Annotated in this window: 20 protein-coding genes; 7 read left to right on the top strand and 13 right to left on the bottom strand. The window is 39.5% G+C overall.

All coding sequences use genetic code 11. The annotated features are described in order from the left end of the window. Positions 1-13 precede the first annotated feature (13 nt). The 7 genes from nrdE to NSQ11_RS08670 form a co-directional block, all read right to left on the bottom strand. Positions 14-2,116, bottom strand: a complete 2,103-nt coding sequence (nrdE, locus tag NSQ11_RS08700) for a class 1b ribonucleoside-diphosphate reductase subunit alpha (RefSeq protein ID WP_019743850.1) — start codon at positions 2,114-2,116, stop codon at positions 14-16. Continuing rightward, positions 2,076-2,468 (bottom strand): class Ib ribonucleoside-diphosphate reductase assembly flavoprotein NrdI, encoded by a 393-nt coding sequence (gene nrdI / locus NSQ11_RS08695; protein ID WP_017359034.1) that lies wholly within the window; start codon positions 2,466-2,468, stop codon positions 2,076-2,078. The genes nrdE and nrdI overlap by 41 nt, the downstream gene beginning before the upstream one ends. A gap of 265 nt (positions 2,469-2,733) precedes the next feature. Next, entirely contained in the window at positions 2,734-2,946 is a 213-nt protein-coding gene (locus tag NSQ11_RS08690; RefSeq protein WP_003212415.1) for a hypothetical protein, read from the bottom strand. A 79-nt stretch (positions 2,947-3,025) separates the two neighbouring features. Then, on the bottom strand, positions 3,026-3,358 hold the full coding sequence (locus NSQ11_RS08685; protein WP_249476598.1) for a YmzC family protein: 333 nt from the start codon (positions 3,356-3,358) through the stop codon (positions 3,026-3,028). Between the two features lie 161 nt (positions 3,359-3,519). After that, a complete protein-coding gene (hfq, locus tag NSQ11_RS08680) occupies positions 3,520-3,741 on the bottom strand; it encodes an RNA chaperone Hfq (protein WP_003211269.1) in 222 nt (73 codons plus the stop codon). A 25-nt stretch (positions 3,742-3,766) separates the two neighbouring features. After that, positions 3,767-4,717 (bottom strand): tRNA (adenosine(37)-N6)-dimethylallyltransferase MiaA, encoded by a 951-nt coding sequence (miaA, locus tag NSQ11_RS08675; protein ID WP_017359035.1) that lies wholly within the window; start codon positions 4,715-4,717, stop codon positions 3,767-3,769. A 69-nt stretch (positions 4,718-4,786) separates the two neighbouring features. Beyond that, complete coding sequence (locus NSQ11_RS08670) at positions 4,787-5,188, bottom strand: YmaF family protein (RefSeq protein WP_007499437.1); 402 nt, start codon at positions 5,186-5,188, stop codon at positions 4,787-4,789. Positions 5,189-5,292: 104 nt separating this feature from the next. Between NSQ11_RS08670 and NSQ11_RS08665 the strand changes: the two genes are divergently transcribed. The 4 genes from NSQ11_RS08665 to NSQ11_RS08650 all read left to right on the top strand — a co-directional run bounded on the left by NSQ11_RS08665 (position 5,293) and on the right by NSQ11_RS08650 (position 6,915). Further along, positions 5,293-5,556 carry a hypothetical protein gene (locus NSQ11_RS08665; protein ID WP_017359036.1) on the top strand — a complete coding sequence of 88 codons (264 nt, stop codon included), beginning with the start codon at positions 5,293-5,295 and terminating at the stop codon, positions 5,554-5,556. Between the two features lie 112 nt (positions 5,557-5,668). Beyond that, entirely contained in the window at positions 5,669-6,211 is a 543-nt protein-coding gene (locus tag NSQ11_RS08660) for a TetR/AcrR family transcriptional regulator (protein WP_008344015.1), read from the top strand. Positions 6,212-6,213: 2 nt separating this feature from the next. Continuing rightward, positions 6,214-6,531: a multidrug efflux SMR transporter gene (locus tag NSQ11_RS08655; protein ID WP_017367286.1), complete on the top strand. Its 318-nt coding sequence runs from the start codon at positions 6,214-6,216 to the stop codon at positions 6,529-6,531. 15 nt (positions 6,532-6,546) lie between these two features. Beyond that, positions 6,547-6,915 carry a multidrug efflux SMR transporter gene (locus NSQ11_RS08650; protein WP_007499443.1) on the top strand — a complete coding sequence of 123 codons (369 nt, stop codon included), beginning with the start codon at positions 6,547-6,549 and terminating at the stop codon, positions 6,913-6,915. Between the two features lie 46 nt (positions 6,916-6,961). Here NSQ11_RS08650 and NSQ11_RS08645 read toward each other — a convergent pair whose 3' ends face one another. Both NSQ11_RS08645 and NSQ11_RS08640 read right to left on the bottom strand, forming a co-directional pair. After that, positions 6,962-7,411, bottom strand: a complete 450-nt coding sequence (locus tag NSQ11_RS08645) for an OsmC family protein (RefSeq protein WP_035700836.1) — start codon at positions 7,409-7,411, stop codon at positions 6,962-6,964. A 76-nt stretch (positions 7,412-7,487) separates the two neighbouring features. Beyond that, a complete protein-coding gene (locus NSQ11_RS08640) occupies positions 7,488-8,222 on the bottom strand; it encodes a poly-gamma-glutamate hydrolase family protein (RefSeq protein ID WP_017359039.1) in 735 nt (244 codons plus the stop codon). A gap of 584 nt (positions 8,223-8,806) precedes the next feature. Here NSQ11_RS08640 and NSQ11_RS08635 point away from each other — a divergent pair. Then, positions 8,807-10,132, top strand: a complete 1,326-nt coding sequence (locus NSQ11_RS08635) for a S8 family peptidase (protein WP_249476599.1) — start codon at positions 8,807-8,809, stop codon at positions 10,130-10,132. Between the two features lie 88 nt (positions 10,133-10,220). On the opposite strand, the gene NSQ11_RS08630 is transcribed toward NSQ11_RS08635, so the two are convergent. From NSQ11_RS08630 to NSQ11_RS08620, 3 genes are all read right to left on the bottom strand, one after another. Then, positions 10,221-11,369, bottom strand: coding sequence for a Rap family tetratricopeptide repeat protein (locus NSQ11_RS08630; RefSeq protein WP_008344020.1), 1,149 nt, complete (start codon positions 11,367-11,369; stop codon positions 10,221-10,223). Positions 11,370-11,534: 165 nt separating this feature from the next. Beyond that, positions 11,535-12,284, bottom strand: a complete 750-nt coding sequence (locus tag NSQ11_RS08625; RefSeq protein ID WP_060832343.1) for a poly-gamma-glutamate hydrolase family protein — start codon at positions 12,282-12,284, stop codon at positions 11,535-11,537. A gap of 314 nt (positions 12,285-12,598) precedes the next feature. After that, complete coding sequence (locus NSQ11_RS08620) at positions 12,599-13,072, bottom strand: CarD family transcriptional regulator (protein WP_007499456.1); 474 nt, start codon at positions 13,070-13,072, stop codon at positions 12,599-12,601. A gap of 590 nt (positions 13,073-13,662) precedes the next feature. Between NSQ11_RS08620 and NSQ11_RS08615 the strand changes: the two genes are divergently transcribed. Both NSQ11_RS08615 and bslA read left to right on the top strand, forming a co-directional pair. After that, complete coding sequence (locus tag NSQ11_RS08615) at positions 13,663-14,064, top strand: hypothetical protein (RefSeq protein ID WP_342501333.1); 402 nt, start codon at positions 13,663-13,665, stop codon at positions 14,062-14,064. A gap of 125 nt (positions 14,065-14,189) precedes the next feature. Then, entirely contained in the window at positions 14,190-14,726 is a 537-nt protein-coding gene (gene bslA, locus NSQ11_RS08610; RefSeq protein ID WP_017359045.1) for a biofilm surface layer hydrophobin BslA, read from the top strand. A gap of 144 nt (positions 14,727-14,870) precedes the next feature. Here bslA and NSQ11_RS08605 read toward each other — a convergent pair whose 3' ends face one another. Beyond that, positions 14,871-15,041: a hypothetical protein gene (locus tag NSQ11_RS08605; RefSeq protein ID WP_017359046.1), complete on the bottom strand. Its 171-nt coding sequence runs from the start codon at positions 15,039-15,041 to the stop codon at positions 14,871-14,873. Positions 15,042-15,134 lie beyond the last annotated feature (93 nt).

Here is a 15,134-nt window from a genome sequence, read left to right as displayed (position 1 = left end):
AACTCTCCTTTAATCAAACAACACAAGAAAGACAGCCTTCCTGCCCTGTATCCTTCGTTCTTGCATAATAAAGTGTCTTAATGCCTTTATGGTGTGCATAAAGATCGATGCGGTTTAAGTCACGCGTTGTCATCGTATCTTTTAGGAATAATGTAAAGCTGATTCCTTGATCGACGTGCTGCTGAATGGTTGCGATCATATCGACTACTTTAAACATGTCCATATCGTATGCTTCTTTATAGAAGAACCAATTTTGTGCTGAAAGTCCAGGCATTGGATAATACGTTTTGCTGTTTCCGTATGTTCTTTCTTCGATACGTTCCATAATTGGCATTACAGAAGCTGTTGCCGATTGAACATACGAAATAGAACCTGTTGGCGCAATACATAATCGATAGCTATGGTACATGCCATTTTCCGCTACAAAATCTTTGAGTGCTGCCCAATCTTCTTTTGTTGGAATGTGCATGCCTTCAAATAGCGCAGCTGCTTTTTCTGTTTTTGGAGTGAAATCATTTTCTACGTATTTATTGAAGTACTCACCTGTTGCATAACCAGAGCCCTCATAACGGTGGAATGTTTCCCCTTTTTCTTTTGCAAGCTCACTTGAACGCTTAATGGAGTAATAGTTCACCATCATAAAGAACGTATTAGCGAAATCTCTTGCTTCTTCACTTTCATAAGCGATTTGGTTTTGAGCTAAATACCCATGAAGGTTCATCGCACCAAGTCCAATTGACTTCATCGCTTTGTTCGCTTTTCTAACAGCTGGTGCATTGCGGATATCTGTTGTTTCAGACACAAGTGTAAGTGAGTCCGTTGCAAGCTTGACTGTTTTTTCAATGGATTTGTTTTTCATCACGTTCATGATATTTAAAGAACCAAGGTTACAAGAAATATCAAGTCCGATCTCATCATCTTGATCATAGTCCGTGTAAGAAGAGACTTCTGAAGCTTGAAGTACTTCTGAGCAAAGGTTTGAGAATTTCACACGTGAAATATGGTTCAGAGCGTGCTCTCTATTCACATTATCTTGGAACATGATATATGGATAGCCTGATTCTGAGCGCAGAACAGCTAATTTTTCAAGAAGTTTTCTTGGATTGACTTTTTCTTTTTTGACTTTCGGGTTTTCTACAAGCTCGTCATACATTTCTTCCATATCCATCTCATCAAGATGCTGTCCATAAGTTTTATAAACTGTATGAGGATAGAATGTATAAGCTGTTTTATCTTCTCTAGCAAGCTCGATAAATTTATCTGGGATGACGACACCGATCGAAAGTGTTTTCACACGAACATCTTCATCCGCAGAGATTTTTTTCGTATCTAAGAAATCATTAATATCTCTGTGGAAAATATTCAGGTAGGCACTGCCTGAACCTTGTCTTTGTCCCATTTGATCTGCATATCGGAATGCATTATCAAGAAGTTTCATGACGCCTACGACACCTTTGGTCGCATTTTCAACATCTTTGATCGCTTCACCTTTCGCACGAAGCTTTGAAAGGTTCAAGCTAACGCCGCCGCCTAATTTAGACAGCTGCATGGAAATATCAATGGCTCTTGAGATATCGTTTAATGAGTCATTCACTTCAAGCAAGAAGCAGCTCACCAGCTCACCACGTCTTTTACGGCCTGCGTTTAAGAATGTTGGTGTACTTGGCTGATACTCTTGGTTGATCATCAGTTCCACAAACTCAAGTGCTTTCTTTTTGTCTCCGCCCGCAAAGAAAAGAGCCACAACTGAAATGCGGTCTTCATAGCGTTCAAGGATTTTCTTTTTGTCATTTGTTTTCAGTGCATAGTCATTGTAAAACTTAAACGCACTCATAAATGATGGGAATCTAAATTTCTTGGCATATGCAGCTTCAAATACTTCTTTAATATCTGACATGCTATATTGTCTTAAAAATTCTTCCTCATAGTAGTCGTTTTCTATTAAGTAATCAATCTTCTCTTCTAGATTATGAAAGAAGACCGTGTTTTGATTAATATAATCTACGAAATAACTATGTACAGCTTCTTTGTCCTTGTCGAACTGAAACTTTCCTTCTTTTTGAATCATAATCTCGTTATTTAATTGTATCCACTTTGGAACCTGATTTTGTGACAATTCTTTCTACCTCCTGTGTAAACAATTCAACATCCCTTTTTGTTCCGCTTAGTTCAAAGGTGTGCAAAATAGGAACTTGATATTGTTTAGAAATCGTATCGGCGCTTTTGGCAAAGTTATCTCCCCACACTTTGTTCCCACTCACCGCTACACCTAGTAAAAGGTGCGCATTTTTCTCTAAAAATGACTGAGTGGTACCAGGGACTTGTCCAAATCCTGTCGTAAAGGTGACGAGAATAAACGGCGTATCCAAAAACTCTTCTCCAGTCAATTTTCGTTTGTCTGTAAAAGGGGTCTTGTCCAAAAAGCGTTGAACATTTCCTGTTTTTGAATCAAATACGATTTGAATCAATTCCATCACGACCTAGTTTTTAGTATTGTTGATCATTCCGCTATTCACTATATATAGTATACTATGTTTTTTCAAAACACAACATATAGATGCTCGAAACGAAAAAAATCAACCAACCCGGCCGAACATTCATAGCCGAACTCGTACGTTCAAATAAATAGAGCAGAGCAGGTTCTAAAAATAGACTGCCCTACTCCCTATTCAACTGAAACCGAAATCTATCATAACACGAAAAAAAATCGCTTAGTAGACTAGACTTTTTGTTTTATTTTTTGTAGGCATCGCACTGTAAATCTTCTGACACTTCTGTTATTTCCACTTCAACACCTAATTCTTTCAGCACCGCTTCAAGCGCAGAGACGATCGAGGCTTCTCTTACTAACTCTTTCCCGTTTACAGAAACGCTTGTTCCATATTCGAAACAGGAGTCATCTTCACAAGTTTGTTCCCAATGATTAATTTTAATTTTGTGTGTCATGAACTCATCCTTTTCTGTCTAGATGTCTGATGCATGTTTATAGTGTAGCGACTTCACATTCATTTGTAAATTTACGTGCTTACTCTTCATCAAAGTCTTCACTATCACCATCATCTCCATCCCATTCATCTATGTACTTTGTCGTAATGAGCGTCAGCTCTCCTTCTTTTTCATCAAACCGGTATACATGTACTTCATCATCTTTTACAACAGCAATGTGATTATTTTTTAGTGCAACAGATGATGGTAAAAGACCATCAACATGGCTCCCATCATGCTCACCAGAATGGTTATGCCAACTTTCTTGTCTCGTTTCGATGTTCGAGATGGCGCATGATCCAAATAAGACAACGATTCCAATCAAAAGAAGGATCACTCGAATCCTTCTCAATTCAAGCTCTGCATTTTCCATATAAATCCCCTCACCTTTTAAATGTCCAATAAGGATTTATACGCAACTTGGACAGAAAAGTTTCATGGCATGCAAAATAGCCCCTCTGCACTGACAAAAAACGTAGCGGGTTTCGGCCGGTTTATTCGCAGCTGCATGGGGCTATTGGTGAAAACGGGTGTTTATTCTAATTCAAGATTTACATTTTTTTGAGGTGCAAATGTTGAAATCGCATGTTTATAAATAAGCTGCTGCTTCCCTTCTGTCTCAAGCAGCACCGTGAAATTGTCAAATCCCTTTACTTGACCGCGAAGCTGAAAGCCATTCAGTAAAAATACTGTGACAAATGTATTGTCTTTGCGGATCTGATTCAAAAATTGGTCCTGAATATTAATCGGTTTCATGTTTCGTCCTCCTTGATTCTGATAACTACAGTTTCGCTTTAAGTCCAAGCTTTCCTGCTATATATGCGAAAATTTCCTCTTTTTTGTCCGAAAAGTGGCAAGGTGGTGTCATATCAAACCAGGTGACATCCATTTTATTACGGAACCACGTAAACTGACGCTTCGCATATCTGCGGGAATTTTGTTTTAATTGCTGGATGGCTTCATCAAGTGAGCAGTTGCCTTGAAAATAGGCATACAACTCTTTATAACCAATCGCTTGAACAGACTGACAATCTTTCAAACCAGATTGATAAAGTGCGCTCACTTCTTCAATTAAGCCTTCATCTAACATCATATCAATTCTTTGATGAATGCGCTCGTACAAAAGCTCTCGGTCCATTTTCAGCCCAATGAAGGCAGTGTCATACAGAGGAACTTCTTGATGCCCGTTTTGCATATCAGACATTTTCTGACCTGTTGTATGGATGATTTCAAGCGCCCTGATCACGCGGCGGACGTTATTCGGATGAATCGCTTTTGCAGCGTCAGGATCGGCTTCTTTTAGCTTTTCATACAGCTTGATCGGTCCATGCTGCTGCTTAAACAGCGTCATCTCTTCTCTAAAAGCAGGATCACTTTTCTCATCAGTAAACGTGTAATCATATAAAACAGACTGAATATATAGCCCAGTTCCACCAACAATCATGGGCGTTTTTCCTCTCGCAGCAATCTCTTTGATTTTTAAGCGGACAAGCTGCTGAAATTCAGCTGTAGAAAACGATTCATCCGGTTGTTTAATATCGATTAAATGGTGCGGAACGCCATTCATTTCTTCAGGGGTGATTTTCGCTGTGCCAATATCCATCCCTTTATAGATCTGCATGGAATCCCCGCTGATAATTTCTCCATTAAATGCTTTCGCTATATCAATGCTCAGCTTTGTTTTTCCGACAGCCGTCGGACCTACTAATACAATCACTGGTTGTTTTTTCATAACATCACTCTCTTTTACAAACTGCCTACAGTATAGCATAACTTCTCTTTCTCTCCTATATACTCCTCGTCACCAGCCAAGTGGTTCATTCCCGACCACTTCATATGTCTTTCCTTTTAAACGGTGCTTATGCGTTGGCCTTTCTTCATCTGGACTGTAAACGACTCCCCCGTATGGAATCGGGACAGAATCGGTATAGGCAGAAAACGTGACTTCCTCAATTTCATGGTAGTGCGTCCCGTCCACTCTTGGGATAGCAGGTCCAGTGACGCCATAATATCTATGAAAATGCCCTCTTTCAAATGACGTGATCCCCCGATAATAATGAGTATGTCTATCGGTACTGCTTCCATTCACAGGCTGAGAAATACCTTCTATTAAATGATAATGTTCTTCGGTTACATCCGTTCGCGCTTTATAAGCATGTGCATGAGGTGGACATTTAGCCCAATCAGACGGATACAGGCCCATTTTTTACATTCCTCCTTATTTTAGGCATTCACCCAAACACAAGTGGGCCACTCGAATACACTGATGTCAGTTACAGTGATTTTATGTGAAAGGAGTCTTTTTTTATGAATTATTTTGACGCACCGTTTGTTCAAGATGAGATGAGAAGACCTTTTGGATTTGGACGCCCTGGATTTGGTTTTGGAAGACCTGGGTTTGGTTTTGGGCGCCCTGGTTTTGGCTATGGAAGACCTGGATTTTTTGGACCGCCATTTTTAGGTGGTTTTGCTGGAGGGCTTTTAGCTGGGTCGCTTCTTGCTCCAGGATATGGCTATGGTTATCCTTATCCACCGCCATACCCGCCATATGGACCATACCCTTATTATTAAATATGACGATTCAGTGAAAACATCCTCTTATAAAATGAATCGATTGACACATTTGTTTTTCATAGGTTAACATTTACTTTACCGACCGTTCAGTAAAGTAGGTGTTTTTTTTATGTCTAAAACGAAAAAAGAACAAATTTTTGAGGCAGCAGCTCACACCATTCTAAAAGAAGGATTGAGTCAGCTCACCCTTCAGCAGGTGGCAGAACATGCAAATATGACCAAAGCCGGGCTACTGTATCATTTTTCGAGCAAGGAAGACCTGATCCAGCAAATGAATGAGCATGCGGTTGCCTCTTTTCGTCAGCAGCTTGACACGTATCAGGAAACATACAAAAACGAAAAGGCGCCTTATGTACGTGCCTATATATTGGCCACATTAAATGATCTTGATAGGCAAAACACCACACAGCTATGTACAAGTATGCTGGCAACCATGTCATTTGATGAAGCGTTATTAAATCCTTGGCGTCATTTTTATGCGGAATTTAAAGAAAAAGCAGCCGAGGAAATCAATGACCCTGCACTTAGCCAATTGATCCGTCTTGCCTGTGATGGCATATGGTTTTCAGAAATGTTTCAGCTTGAACCATTGAATCGAGAGGAAAAAACCCTTTTACTTCATCGGATTTTACACATTTTAGAGGAGGGATAATGATGATCCTCGGATATCTTTTTTTGGCTATCGCCATTTTTTCAGAAGCGATTGGGGCAGCGATGCTGAAACTATCAAATGGTTTCACACGCTTTAAACCTAGCGCTGTCGTTGTCGCTGGCTATACACTTGCTTTTTACATGCTGTCATTGACCCTTAATATCATTCCACTTAGCATGTCTTACGCCACATGGTCTGGGGTAGGTACCGTCCTCACGGCTTTTTTTGGCGTGCTCTTTTTCAAAGAAACCTTGAACCGTCAAGCACTTATTGGAATGGCAATGCTTGTTTCAGGGGTCGTACTATTAAATATGTCTTAAAGGATGTGAAGTGATATGAAAGGAATGCTTTATTTAACAGGAGCCATTTTGACAGAGGTTTTTGGCAGTACGATGCTGAAGCTTTCGCAAGGTTTTACACAGGTGCTGCCGAGTATGGGGGTCCTGATCGGATTTGGGTGCGCCTTTACCTTTCTCAGTTTGGCACTCAAAACAATTGAGCTGTCATCTGCATATGCCACTTGGTCTGGGGTCGGTACAGCACTTACTGCTCTTGTGGGCCTCGTACTATTTAACGAAACCATTCATATGAAAGGATTCATTGGTCTTGCACTTGTCATATGCGGCGTCATTGTCTTAAATCAATCCAAAAAACAAAAGGAAGAAAAGAAAGAACCATTCGATCAAACCGAATGGACGTCATAAAAAAAGTCATTTTCTCCATTAATCAAGAGAAAATGACTTTTTTGTCTTAATGACCCGCTTTGATGGTTTCTTCTAAAGAAATATGGACATTCCCTTGCACAGCTCTAGAGATCATACATGAGCTTTCAGCTTTATGTGCAAGCTTACGAGCTCGTTCTATGTCCTGTGCAGTAGCAGACTCTTTGAGAATGATGACAGGACGGTGAATGATTTTCTCATATGTAAAAACACCGTTTGTCACATCGACAACTGCCTCAGAGCTCATCGATAGATCCTCTTTCTCTAATTGACTCCGCTCCATCATGGCTGCAAGTGTAATGATATAACATGTGGCCGCTGCACCTAGGAGCATCTCATCTGGATTTGTTCCAATACCCGGTCCATCCATTTCTTTTGGAATGGAAATCTCCGTCTTTAACTGTGCACATTCGATTGTCCCCACATCGTTACGCAGACCAGGCCAGCTTGCCTGAAGATGAAAATGATGACGCGCCATATCTGTCTCTCCTTTTGTTATCACTTTTTATAGTGTAACAAGAATTCACCTTGCTGTCTTAAGATGTGCACCATCCTTACGTATATTCTTCATCCAGCACCGTGCGAATCGCCCTGACATACCGGTAGAACGTCTCGTTTTTTGTACTCGATCGATACCGAAAATCGAAACTGTCAAATAACGCTTCCCGTTGACTTCTACTAATCTCAAGCTGTACACTTTGCCCTGTTTTTGTAAGATTATTAATATTATGATTGCTCGTTCCGCTTAGGGTTGCGTGTGCAACTGCAAGTTCAGCAGAAAAACCGTTGCGCTCTAATGAGTTCACAATTTTTTCAGCACGGTCATAGTCTGTTCCGCCAACAAGGGTGTGGTCAATTCCCGGCTCCCCTTTATATCCATGAACAGCTAATACATAATCATGTGCTTTTGCCTGTGCGACTCCGATTGGTTCATCGAAGTTTGTACTTGTAATATGAAGTTCTGATGCATTTTCTCTAAAACCTTCAAATAAGTACGTAGAAAAATCGTTATCAAAAAAATGGACAATCTCACTAACGCCGCCTTCGATTCTCCCGCCATGAGGCGACATCACTAGAAGACGGCTGCCGGGCACTGGATTGGATGTGATTTGATAATGATCTGTTGATTCATTCTCTTCCAGTTCTTTAAAATTGCGATACATATCATTTGAACCGCTTTCGTCTTCTCCACCTGATGACACTGGCTCATCATGTTCCTGTGCTTGCATGGTATAATAGACGCCCCATCCGATGACAAGCAGGAGAAGCAAAGCAAAAAACTTCTTCATTCCCGTTCTCCTTTAACAGATTTCTAAGCCGTTTCTATGATTAATATTGAATCATCATTTCTTTTCATTTTTTCCACATTTTCTCTTCAAATTTGATCATAACACTCTAGATCATGAGATTCCTCAAAAATAAGATAATTGCATTTATATACACAGAAACGCCTCTCCTGATTGAAAACAGAGTTAGAATAGTATGACAAACAAATGAAGTTATGTTTAAAATGACCTAGTCCTACCCAGTCTGTTTTCTTTAATTCGTCTTTTTTTTATGCTGATTTGGTTTTTTTCATCTGGAATGAATCACATTTGTATGAGCATTGACCCTGTCTAGAACCCCCTTTTTTCTGCAGAATCCTCTGTTTTACTGGTTCTCTAAGAAGAACTCTCCCACCTATCATCGGCAGTTTTGATATGATTTCCACCTTTTTCTATTATTTTACAAAATGTAAACGCTTTTTCTTTTTGGAGGAAATGAGTCAGACGCCAATATGAACAAAAGAAGGGACAAGAATCCGAACGAAGATGCTGTCATGTTCATAACGTAAGAGTGTACGAGAATGGATAGCTAGAATGGAGGGCATCACATGTTTGGATTTTCCATGGTACAAATGGTCAGAACACATGCTAGTAAATTGGATCAACCTTTAAGAGAGACCGTCCTTCACCTCTATAAGCCTTTTAAGTGGACGCCTTGTTTTCTTCATCGTTTTTTTGAAGGAAGGTTAAAGAAGAGCAAGAAGCTTCGGGTCATCATTGAATTTAAAGAAGATGCAGTCGAAGCAGGTATTCAAAGCACAAAGCAGCTAATGAAAAAAAGCAGAAAAACAAACATCAAAAAACATTTTTCACATATTAACTGCTGCGCAGCTGATCTTACCCCTGCTGCTTTAGAGGAACTCTTAGCAAATGGGGAGCATATTCGCAAAATATATTTAGACAGACAGGTACATGCACTGCTGGATGTGGCGACACAATCAAGTCATGCGGATGAAGTCGTCCGAAATGGCACGACCTTAACCGGTGAAGGCATTACGGTTGCGGTCGTTGACACAGGCGTATACCCACATGAGGACTTAGATGGAAGAATTCGCGACTTTGTAGATTTAGTCAAACAAAAAACGAAACCTTATGATGATAACGGTCATGGAACGCATTGCGCTGGGGATGTGGCTGGAGACGGAGCTGCCTCAGACGGCTTATACAAAGGACCCGCTCCAAAAGCCAATATCATTGGGGTAAAAGTGTTAAATAAACAAGGCGCTGGATCACTTTCTACTATTATAGAAGGTGTTGAGTGGTGCATACAGTTCAACGAAGACCATCCTAATGACCCAATTCACATTATCAGTATGTCACTTGGCGGCGATGCGCAGCGTTATGATGACGAACAAGACGATCCGATGGTGCGCGCTGTCAATGCGGCTTGGGATCAAGGGATTGTTGTATGCGTTGCTGCTGGGAACTCCGGTCCTAACAGTCAAACAATCGCAAGCCCTGCCGTGAGTCAAAAAGTCATTACGGTCGGAGCCTATGATGATCGAAATACGCCAGAATCAAGTGACGATGTCGTGGCACCATTTTCGAGCAGAGGTCCAACGGTCTACGGTGAAACAAAGCCCGACCTCCTCGCACCAGGAGTCAATATCGTCTCTCTTAGATCACCAAGATCATTCCTAGATAAACTAGATAAATCAAGTAGAGTCGATGATGATTATACGACGTTATCTGGCACTTCGATGGCGACACCCATTTGTGCCGGTATCTGCGCACTATTATTAGAGCATTCACCAGATTTAACACCTGATGAAGTCAAAGCCTTATTAAAAGAAAATACAAGCAAGTGGTCTGGAGAGGACCCAATGATTTACGGAGCAGGTGCCATCGACGCAGAAAAAGCAATCCAAGAATAAATAAAAAAGCCCTTTACGTTTTTCGTAAAGGGTGTTGTTTTGTCTGTTTTATGTGTGAAGTCTTTCTTCTACTTGAGCAGCTGACATGTTATGCTTCGTTCTCATACATCTCATCTCCTTTTTGAATGTGCGTACGCGCTTCGATCACAATTTCAAAAAAAGTGGAAGATTCCTTGTACATGTCGCGTTCCTTATAATAATTAGCCGCATCAAGTGCCAATTCCTCTAAATCAGCAAACATTTTTTTGTTTCGTAGTCCCAAAAGGGCTGATCTCAATTGTTCAGAGCTGTCTGTTTCTATATAGAGTGCCTGTAAAAATTGGAATTTCAATTGATAAATTTCATCTCCCAATATAGATGCCTGATTCATGCCTTCCTTTATAGCCTCACTCGCTCGCTCCATATCTTCGAGTTTAAAACAAGTAAGAGCCAGTGAAAACAATGATTTGATCATCGTTGCAGCTTGATCTTTTTGATAAAGTGAAATGGCTTGTTCAAAGAAGACAGTCGCTGTATGATAGGTTCCCATACTATAATGACAAGTTCCTAAGTTATTGAGGGCCATCGCCTTAAAATAAGATGTGCATTCTTTTCTTTCCATTGCTTCACACACTTTTAAAGCTTTTTCTAAATACGGGAGCGCTTTTTGATGCTGACTTACATCAATCCAATTACCTGCCATCACAAAATCGCATTGAATGCTTCTTTTTCCATAAAGCTGATGTTTCTTATAGATGTCTCTCGCTTTTTTCGCATAATGCATAGAAAAATAGGTTTGTTTCATATGATAGTATACTTCAGCAATTTTATAATAAAATTCCGCTTTTTCGATCTCATCGGTCACTAAGATCAGCTGATGTTCCGCATGCTTATAATAGGAAATGGCTTCGATATACCGGTGCTGGGTAAATGCATACATTCCATGGAAAAAATGAAAGTAATAGCCCAATAAACCCGTCATCTCATCTTCTGCCTCTTCAATATCTTTTGGAAAAGAAACCGCTTGAAGCGATTCATTCCCTGCATGGACTGGCGTTAAGTGCTGAAGCATCATTTGATGGCGAAAATCCATGAGAGAATAATAGAGTAATAAATCTTGATCTTCTTCCATCTCATGAATGTCTTCTTCAACAAGGCGCTTCATATCGTTTGCCTGATCAACTTCAAATTTGCAAATATGTGTGTACCATTGATTGATTTTTACACCTACTTCGGAAGATGGTATTTTGTGTGCCATCCACTTCAGCCCCATTCTATCATATCAAACTGATAACTATTATTTTACATAATTTATGATTTTAAGGCAAATTGTCATTTATTTCATATTTTATGTTGATTTTGCACATTTCTATCTTTTTTACCAAGTTTAAAGAGAGTACTTTTGCCCATCAAAACCTTTTTTCTACGAAGAAGGGTCGAATTCTCTAAGCACTTCTTTTAAACCACTGACATAGCGACTAAATGCTTTTTTCTTTCCTTTTCTTGTATCAAAGTTGTCAAAAAAGGCTTTTCTCTGCGCCGTACTAATTTCTAATTGGACACTTTCGCCACTTGCATTTTGATTATTAATGTTGTTTGGATCCGTACCAGAGAGGCGCTCACCTTTTTGCACGAGCTCTGCAGAGAAGCCCCGGTCTTTTAGTTCTCGCACAACCGCTTCTTGCATTTTTTCGTTTGTCCCGCCCACAAGTGTATGTCTTCTATCACTTTTATAGCCGTGGATAGATATAGAAAAGGGATATGTTTTAATCATTTGAACCAAAATCGGTTCATCGAATTTTGTACTAGTGATATGCAAGTCACGATTGTTGTCTTGTTTTGTCCCTTCAAATAAATACGTAGAGTACTTCTTTTCAAATGCTTCTACAATTTCACTTGTTCCTGGTTCAATTTCGCCGCCGTGAGGAGAAAAGACAAGTAAGTCACTTCCCCCTTTTTCATGAAACTCTATCTCATAGCCGTCTCTTTCATGCCGTATAAGCTGCTTAAAACTTTCATATTGATCCCCTTTTTTTCGCTCTTTCTTATACTTTTCTACTTCTTCATGATGTTGTTTTTGCTCTTTATTTTCTTGGATAGAATGGCTGCATTTCACCAGTAAAAGAGCACACAGGATGAGAAAGATGAATCCACTTATGAGTAGTCTTTTCATTTCACCGCTCCTTTTCATTCTCTTCGATGTCATCTTATCGCATTATTTTACTATCAATCGCTAAAAGAATTCAAAGAATGTCCGGCTCCTTTTCATGAATCAGGAGAACTTACCTGTTTTTTTATGTTGCCCTAGGTATTTTCGGCTTCTTTCAAACGGTTCATGTGCAAGTAAAAACTAAATCCTATGACCTCATTTTAGTTTTAGTCAAAAACACCTACAAAATTGGGAATTTTCATCTTTTTTCAAATAAAAAAGCTGTAAACAAAAGGAATATCTCCTTCTGTTTACAGCCAGTCTCTGTATATCCAGCATTAAACTCTTAATTCATTCTCTAATGCTGTCAGCACTTCATCTTGCGACATGCCTTGTGCAAGTGAAATTTCGCTCACTAACATGCCCCGTGCATCTTCAAGCATCTTCTTTTCACTAGAATTTAAGGCTTTTTTCTGATTACGTCTCATCAGATCTTTGACAACGTCTGCGCCATCTTCAATCGAACCTGTTTTTAGCTTTTTCAGATTTTCATCATATCTTTGCTTCCAAGTAAGCGTGTCGTCGTTTGTTTCTTCTGCAAAATTGTTCATCACAACTTTCAGCGTAGCTTGATCAGCTACCGGACGTATACCTAGTTGATTGATTCTGCCTTTTGGGACCATCATCTGCATATTCGGCATTTGAATCAGAAAATATTCCTGCGTCTTACCTAAAATCTCTTTTTCTTCCATTCCTTCAATCACACCGGCTCCATGCATTGGATAAACAATTTTATCACCTATTTGAAACAAATCCGCCACCTCCGAAAGTATTCACAATATCATTATAACACATTTAAGCAGAGGATAAAAATTTATATTTTATCATGTTAATTTAGCACTAGTCAATTCTTTTTATTTGAGTTTTTAAAGAATTAGCCTTTTTTTACAAAAGGAGCGCCACCATCCAGTCCTCGTACACCTTTCTTGCATATACTAGCATTGAGTCACATTTAGGAGGGATGACAATGTGCAAATGCAAGAGCAAACATTCCCACTCAAAATGCTATAAAAAGCATGACGATCATCACCATATGGATCCGTGTGAAAAAAAGAAGTTTTATCATAAAAAAGATGATTGGTTTGAGAGCGATTTTTGGGATACTTCAAGAAGCTACGATCCCCATTATTTTCCTAAAAGTGTCTGCAGCAGATGTAAGAAGCGTCGCAGAAAAAGACATAGCTTCTCATTTTAGTGTTTGACGCTACACCTGCTTTTTGTTTTCCCGGCTGAAAAGCCGGTTTTTTTGTTACATGTCGTTCTTTTCTTTCATATGGATAGGCTCATGAAACAGGTGCAGTTCATAAGATATGGCAACCTGAAAAAAAGGATGAGATACAAAATGAACAATATGAATAACCAAACCAACCATTACCATCAAGGAAATCCCTATCACACGTTTGAAAATGTGTATACAGCCAATCATGAGCATATGATCGCACCAAACATGCATGACCCTATGAATATGCCAAATCATTATCATACCGGTAAAAAAGATGCTTATAGCGGACACCACCCGCATCATCATTCAGCCTATTCTCCTTTTACGAAGCAGTATGATCCCTATTCAAATGTACAGATGAACGATCACCATCACTTCGGTCACTACGGCGGTTATGGTATGGCTCCCCACCAGCCATACGGCTATCATGATATGCAAATGATGATGCCGGCAAATCATCATATGACAGGAAATGCTTACGGAATGAACCAACCAAATGCATTCCTACCCGGTTATTACTAAAAAACAAGCAAAATAAGGGTATAAAATACCATTTAATGACATATAGGAATATGGTAACCTTATAGGTAAATAATGGATGTAATCATCTATTATTTACCTATAATCAACCAAGGGGGAAGGAAGAAATGAAGAAAACATGGACAATCATTATGATGGGGATGCTGACATTGGTCATGGCACTCTCAGTACCGCTAGCCGCATCAGCTGAAGGGGCTAAAACAGAGGAAGGCAAAGCTTCAACGAATGCAAGGCCAGCTGCCCTTTATGCAAAAATCACAGGAGCAAGTAAACAAGAATGGTCTTTTTCTGACATTGACCTGACTTACCGTCCAAATTCTGTTCTTAGTATTGGTGCAGTTGAATTTACTTTACCAGCAGGTTTTCAAGCCACAACAAAGGATATTATCAACGGAAAAGCTTTAAAAGACAGTTACATTTTGAACAATGGAAAAACTGTTCGCATTCCAGCTCGTTTCGATTTATTCGGAAGTTCCCAATATACATTACAACTTTCTCATAAAGTACTTCCTGCTGCAGGTACATATACGTTCCGCGCAGAAAATCGTGCGATCAGCATTGGTTCCACATTTTATGCAGAGGATACGATTGATATTAATAAACGGCCAGTTGTCGTCACACCGCCAAATCCTTGCGGATGCTAAACAAAAAGCGCTCTTAGAGCGCTTTTTCTCATTTATTACATCTCTTGCCACTGTGCTTACTGCATTTTATATAATTGTTACACCATATCTCATTATGGACTGTCATCATTTAGTTGGCAAACCCAAATATGGCGTTTTTTATTGTTATTTTTGCTCTTTTAGTTTTTTAAAAATCACAAATTGATATACTCCAAATAGTAAGGTTAGAATCATCATTGCGGTAAATAGTTGATCGACTGGAAGCAAAAAATATACGACAAAAAAAGATAAAAGCAAAACAAAGTAACCTATATTGAACGCTTTTTTGAATGTCATCATATTCCCTCCTTTTTAAAATCATATCACGCTTCACCTAATCGTATAACCAAATAACAAAAACCCCTATCCATTTGAGGAAAGGGGTTATCC

The organism is Bacillus sp. FSL W7-1582 (assembly GCF_038593325.1).
Classification (GTDB): domain Bacteria; phylum Bacillota; class Bacilli; order Bacillales; family Bacillaceae; genus Bacillus; species Bacillus altitudinis.
The sequence above is the reverse complement of the archived record's forward strand: the minus strand, read 5'-3'. Positions and strand labels throughout refer to the sequence as shown.

What these genes read in the sequence shown, in the direction of transcription:
- NSQ11_RS08690 (WP_003212415.1), bottom strand. Translation starts at nt 2,946, where the DNA reads ATGACACACAAAATTAAAATTAATCATTGGGAACAAACTTGTGAAGAT.
- NSQ11_RS08685 (WP_249476598.1), bottom strand. Translation starts at nt 3,358, where the DNA reads ATGGAAAATGCAGAGCTTGAATTGAGAAGGATTCGAGTGATCCTTCTT.
- hfq (WP_003211269.1), bottom strand. Translation starts at nt 3,741, where the DNA reads ATGAAACCGATTAATATTCAGGACCAATTTTTGAATCAGATCCGCAAA.
- miaA (WP_017359035.1), bottom strand. Translation starts at nt 4,717, where the DNA reads ATGAAAAAACAACCAGTGATTGTATTAGTAGGTCCGACGGCTGTCGGA.
- NSQ11_RS08670 (WP_007499437.1), bottom strand. Translation starts at nt 5,188, where the DNA reads ATGGGCCTGTATCCGTCTGATTGGGCTAAATGTCCACCTCATGCACAT.
- NSQ11_RS08665 (WP_017359036.1), top strand. Translation starts at nt 5,293, where the DNA reads ATGAATTATTTTGACGCACCGTTTGTTCAAGATGAGATGAGAAGACCT.
- NSQ11_RS08660 (WP_008344015.1), top strand. Translation starts at nt 5,669, where the DNA reads ATGTCTAAAACGAAAAAAGAACAAATTTTTGAGGCAGCAGCTCACACC.
- NSQ11_RS08655 (WP_017367286.1), top strand. Translation starts at nt 6,214, where the DNA reads ATGATCCTCGGATATCTTTTTTTGGCTATCGCCATTTTTTCAGAAGCG.
- NSQ11_RS08650 (WP_007499443.1), top strand. Translation starts at nt 6,547, where the DNA reads ATGAAAGGAATGCTTTATTTAACAGGAGCCATTTTGACAGAGGTTTTT.
- NSQ11_RS08645 (WP_035700836.1), bottom strand. Translation starts at nt 7,411, where the DNA reads ATGGCGCGTCATCATTTTCATCTTCAGGCAAGCTGGCCTGGTCTGCGT.
- NSQ11_RS08640 (WP_017359039.1), bottom strand. Translation starts at nt 8,222, where the DNA reads ATGAAGAAGTTTTTTGCTTTGCTTCTCCTGCTTGTCATCGGATGGGGC.
- NSQ11_RS08635 (WP_249476599.1), top strand. Translation starts at nt 8,807, where the DNA reads ATGTTTGGATTTTCCATGGTACAAATGGTCAGAACACATGCTAGTAAA.
- NSQ11_RS08630 (WP_008344020.1), bottom strand. Translation starts at nt 11,369, where the DNA reads ATGGCACACAAAATACCATCTTCCGAAGTAGGTGTAAAAATCAATCAA.
- NSQ11_RS08625 (WP_060832343.1), bottom strand. Translation starts at nt 12,284, where the DNA reads ATGAAAAGACTACTCATAAGTGGATTCATCTTTCTCATCCTGTGTGCT.
- NSQ11_RS08615 (WP_342501333.1), top strand. Translation starts at nt 13,663, where the DNA reads ATGAACAATATGAATAACCAAACCAACCATTACCATCAAGGAAATCCC.
- bslA (WP_017359045.1), top strand. Translation starts at nt 14,190, where the DNA reads ATGAAGAAAACATGGACAATCATTATGATGGGGATGCTGACATTGGTC.
- NSQ11_RS08605 (WP_017359046.1), bottom strand. Translation starts at nt 15,041, where the DNA reads ATGACATTCAAAAAAGCGTTCAATATAGGTTACTTTGTTTTGCTTTTA.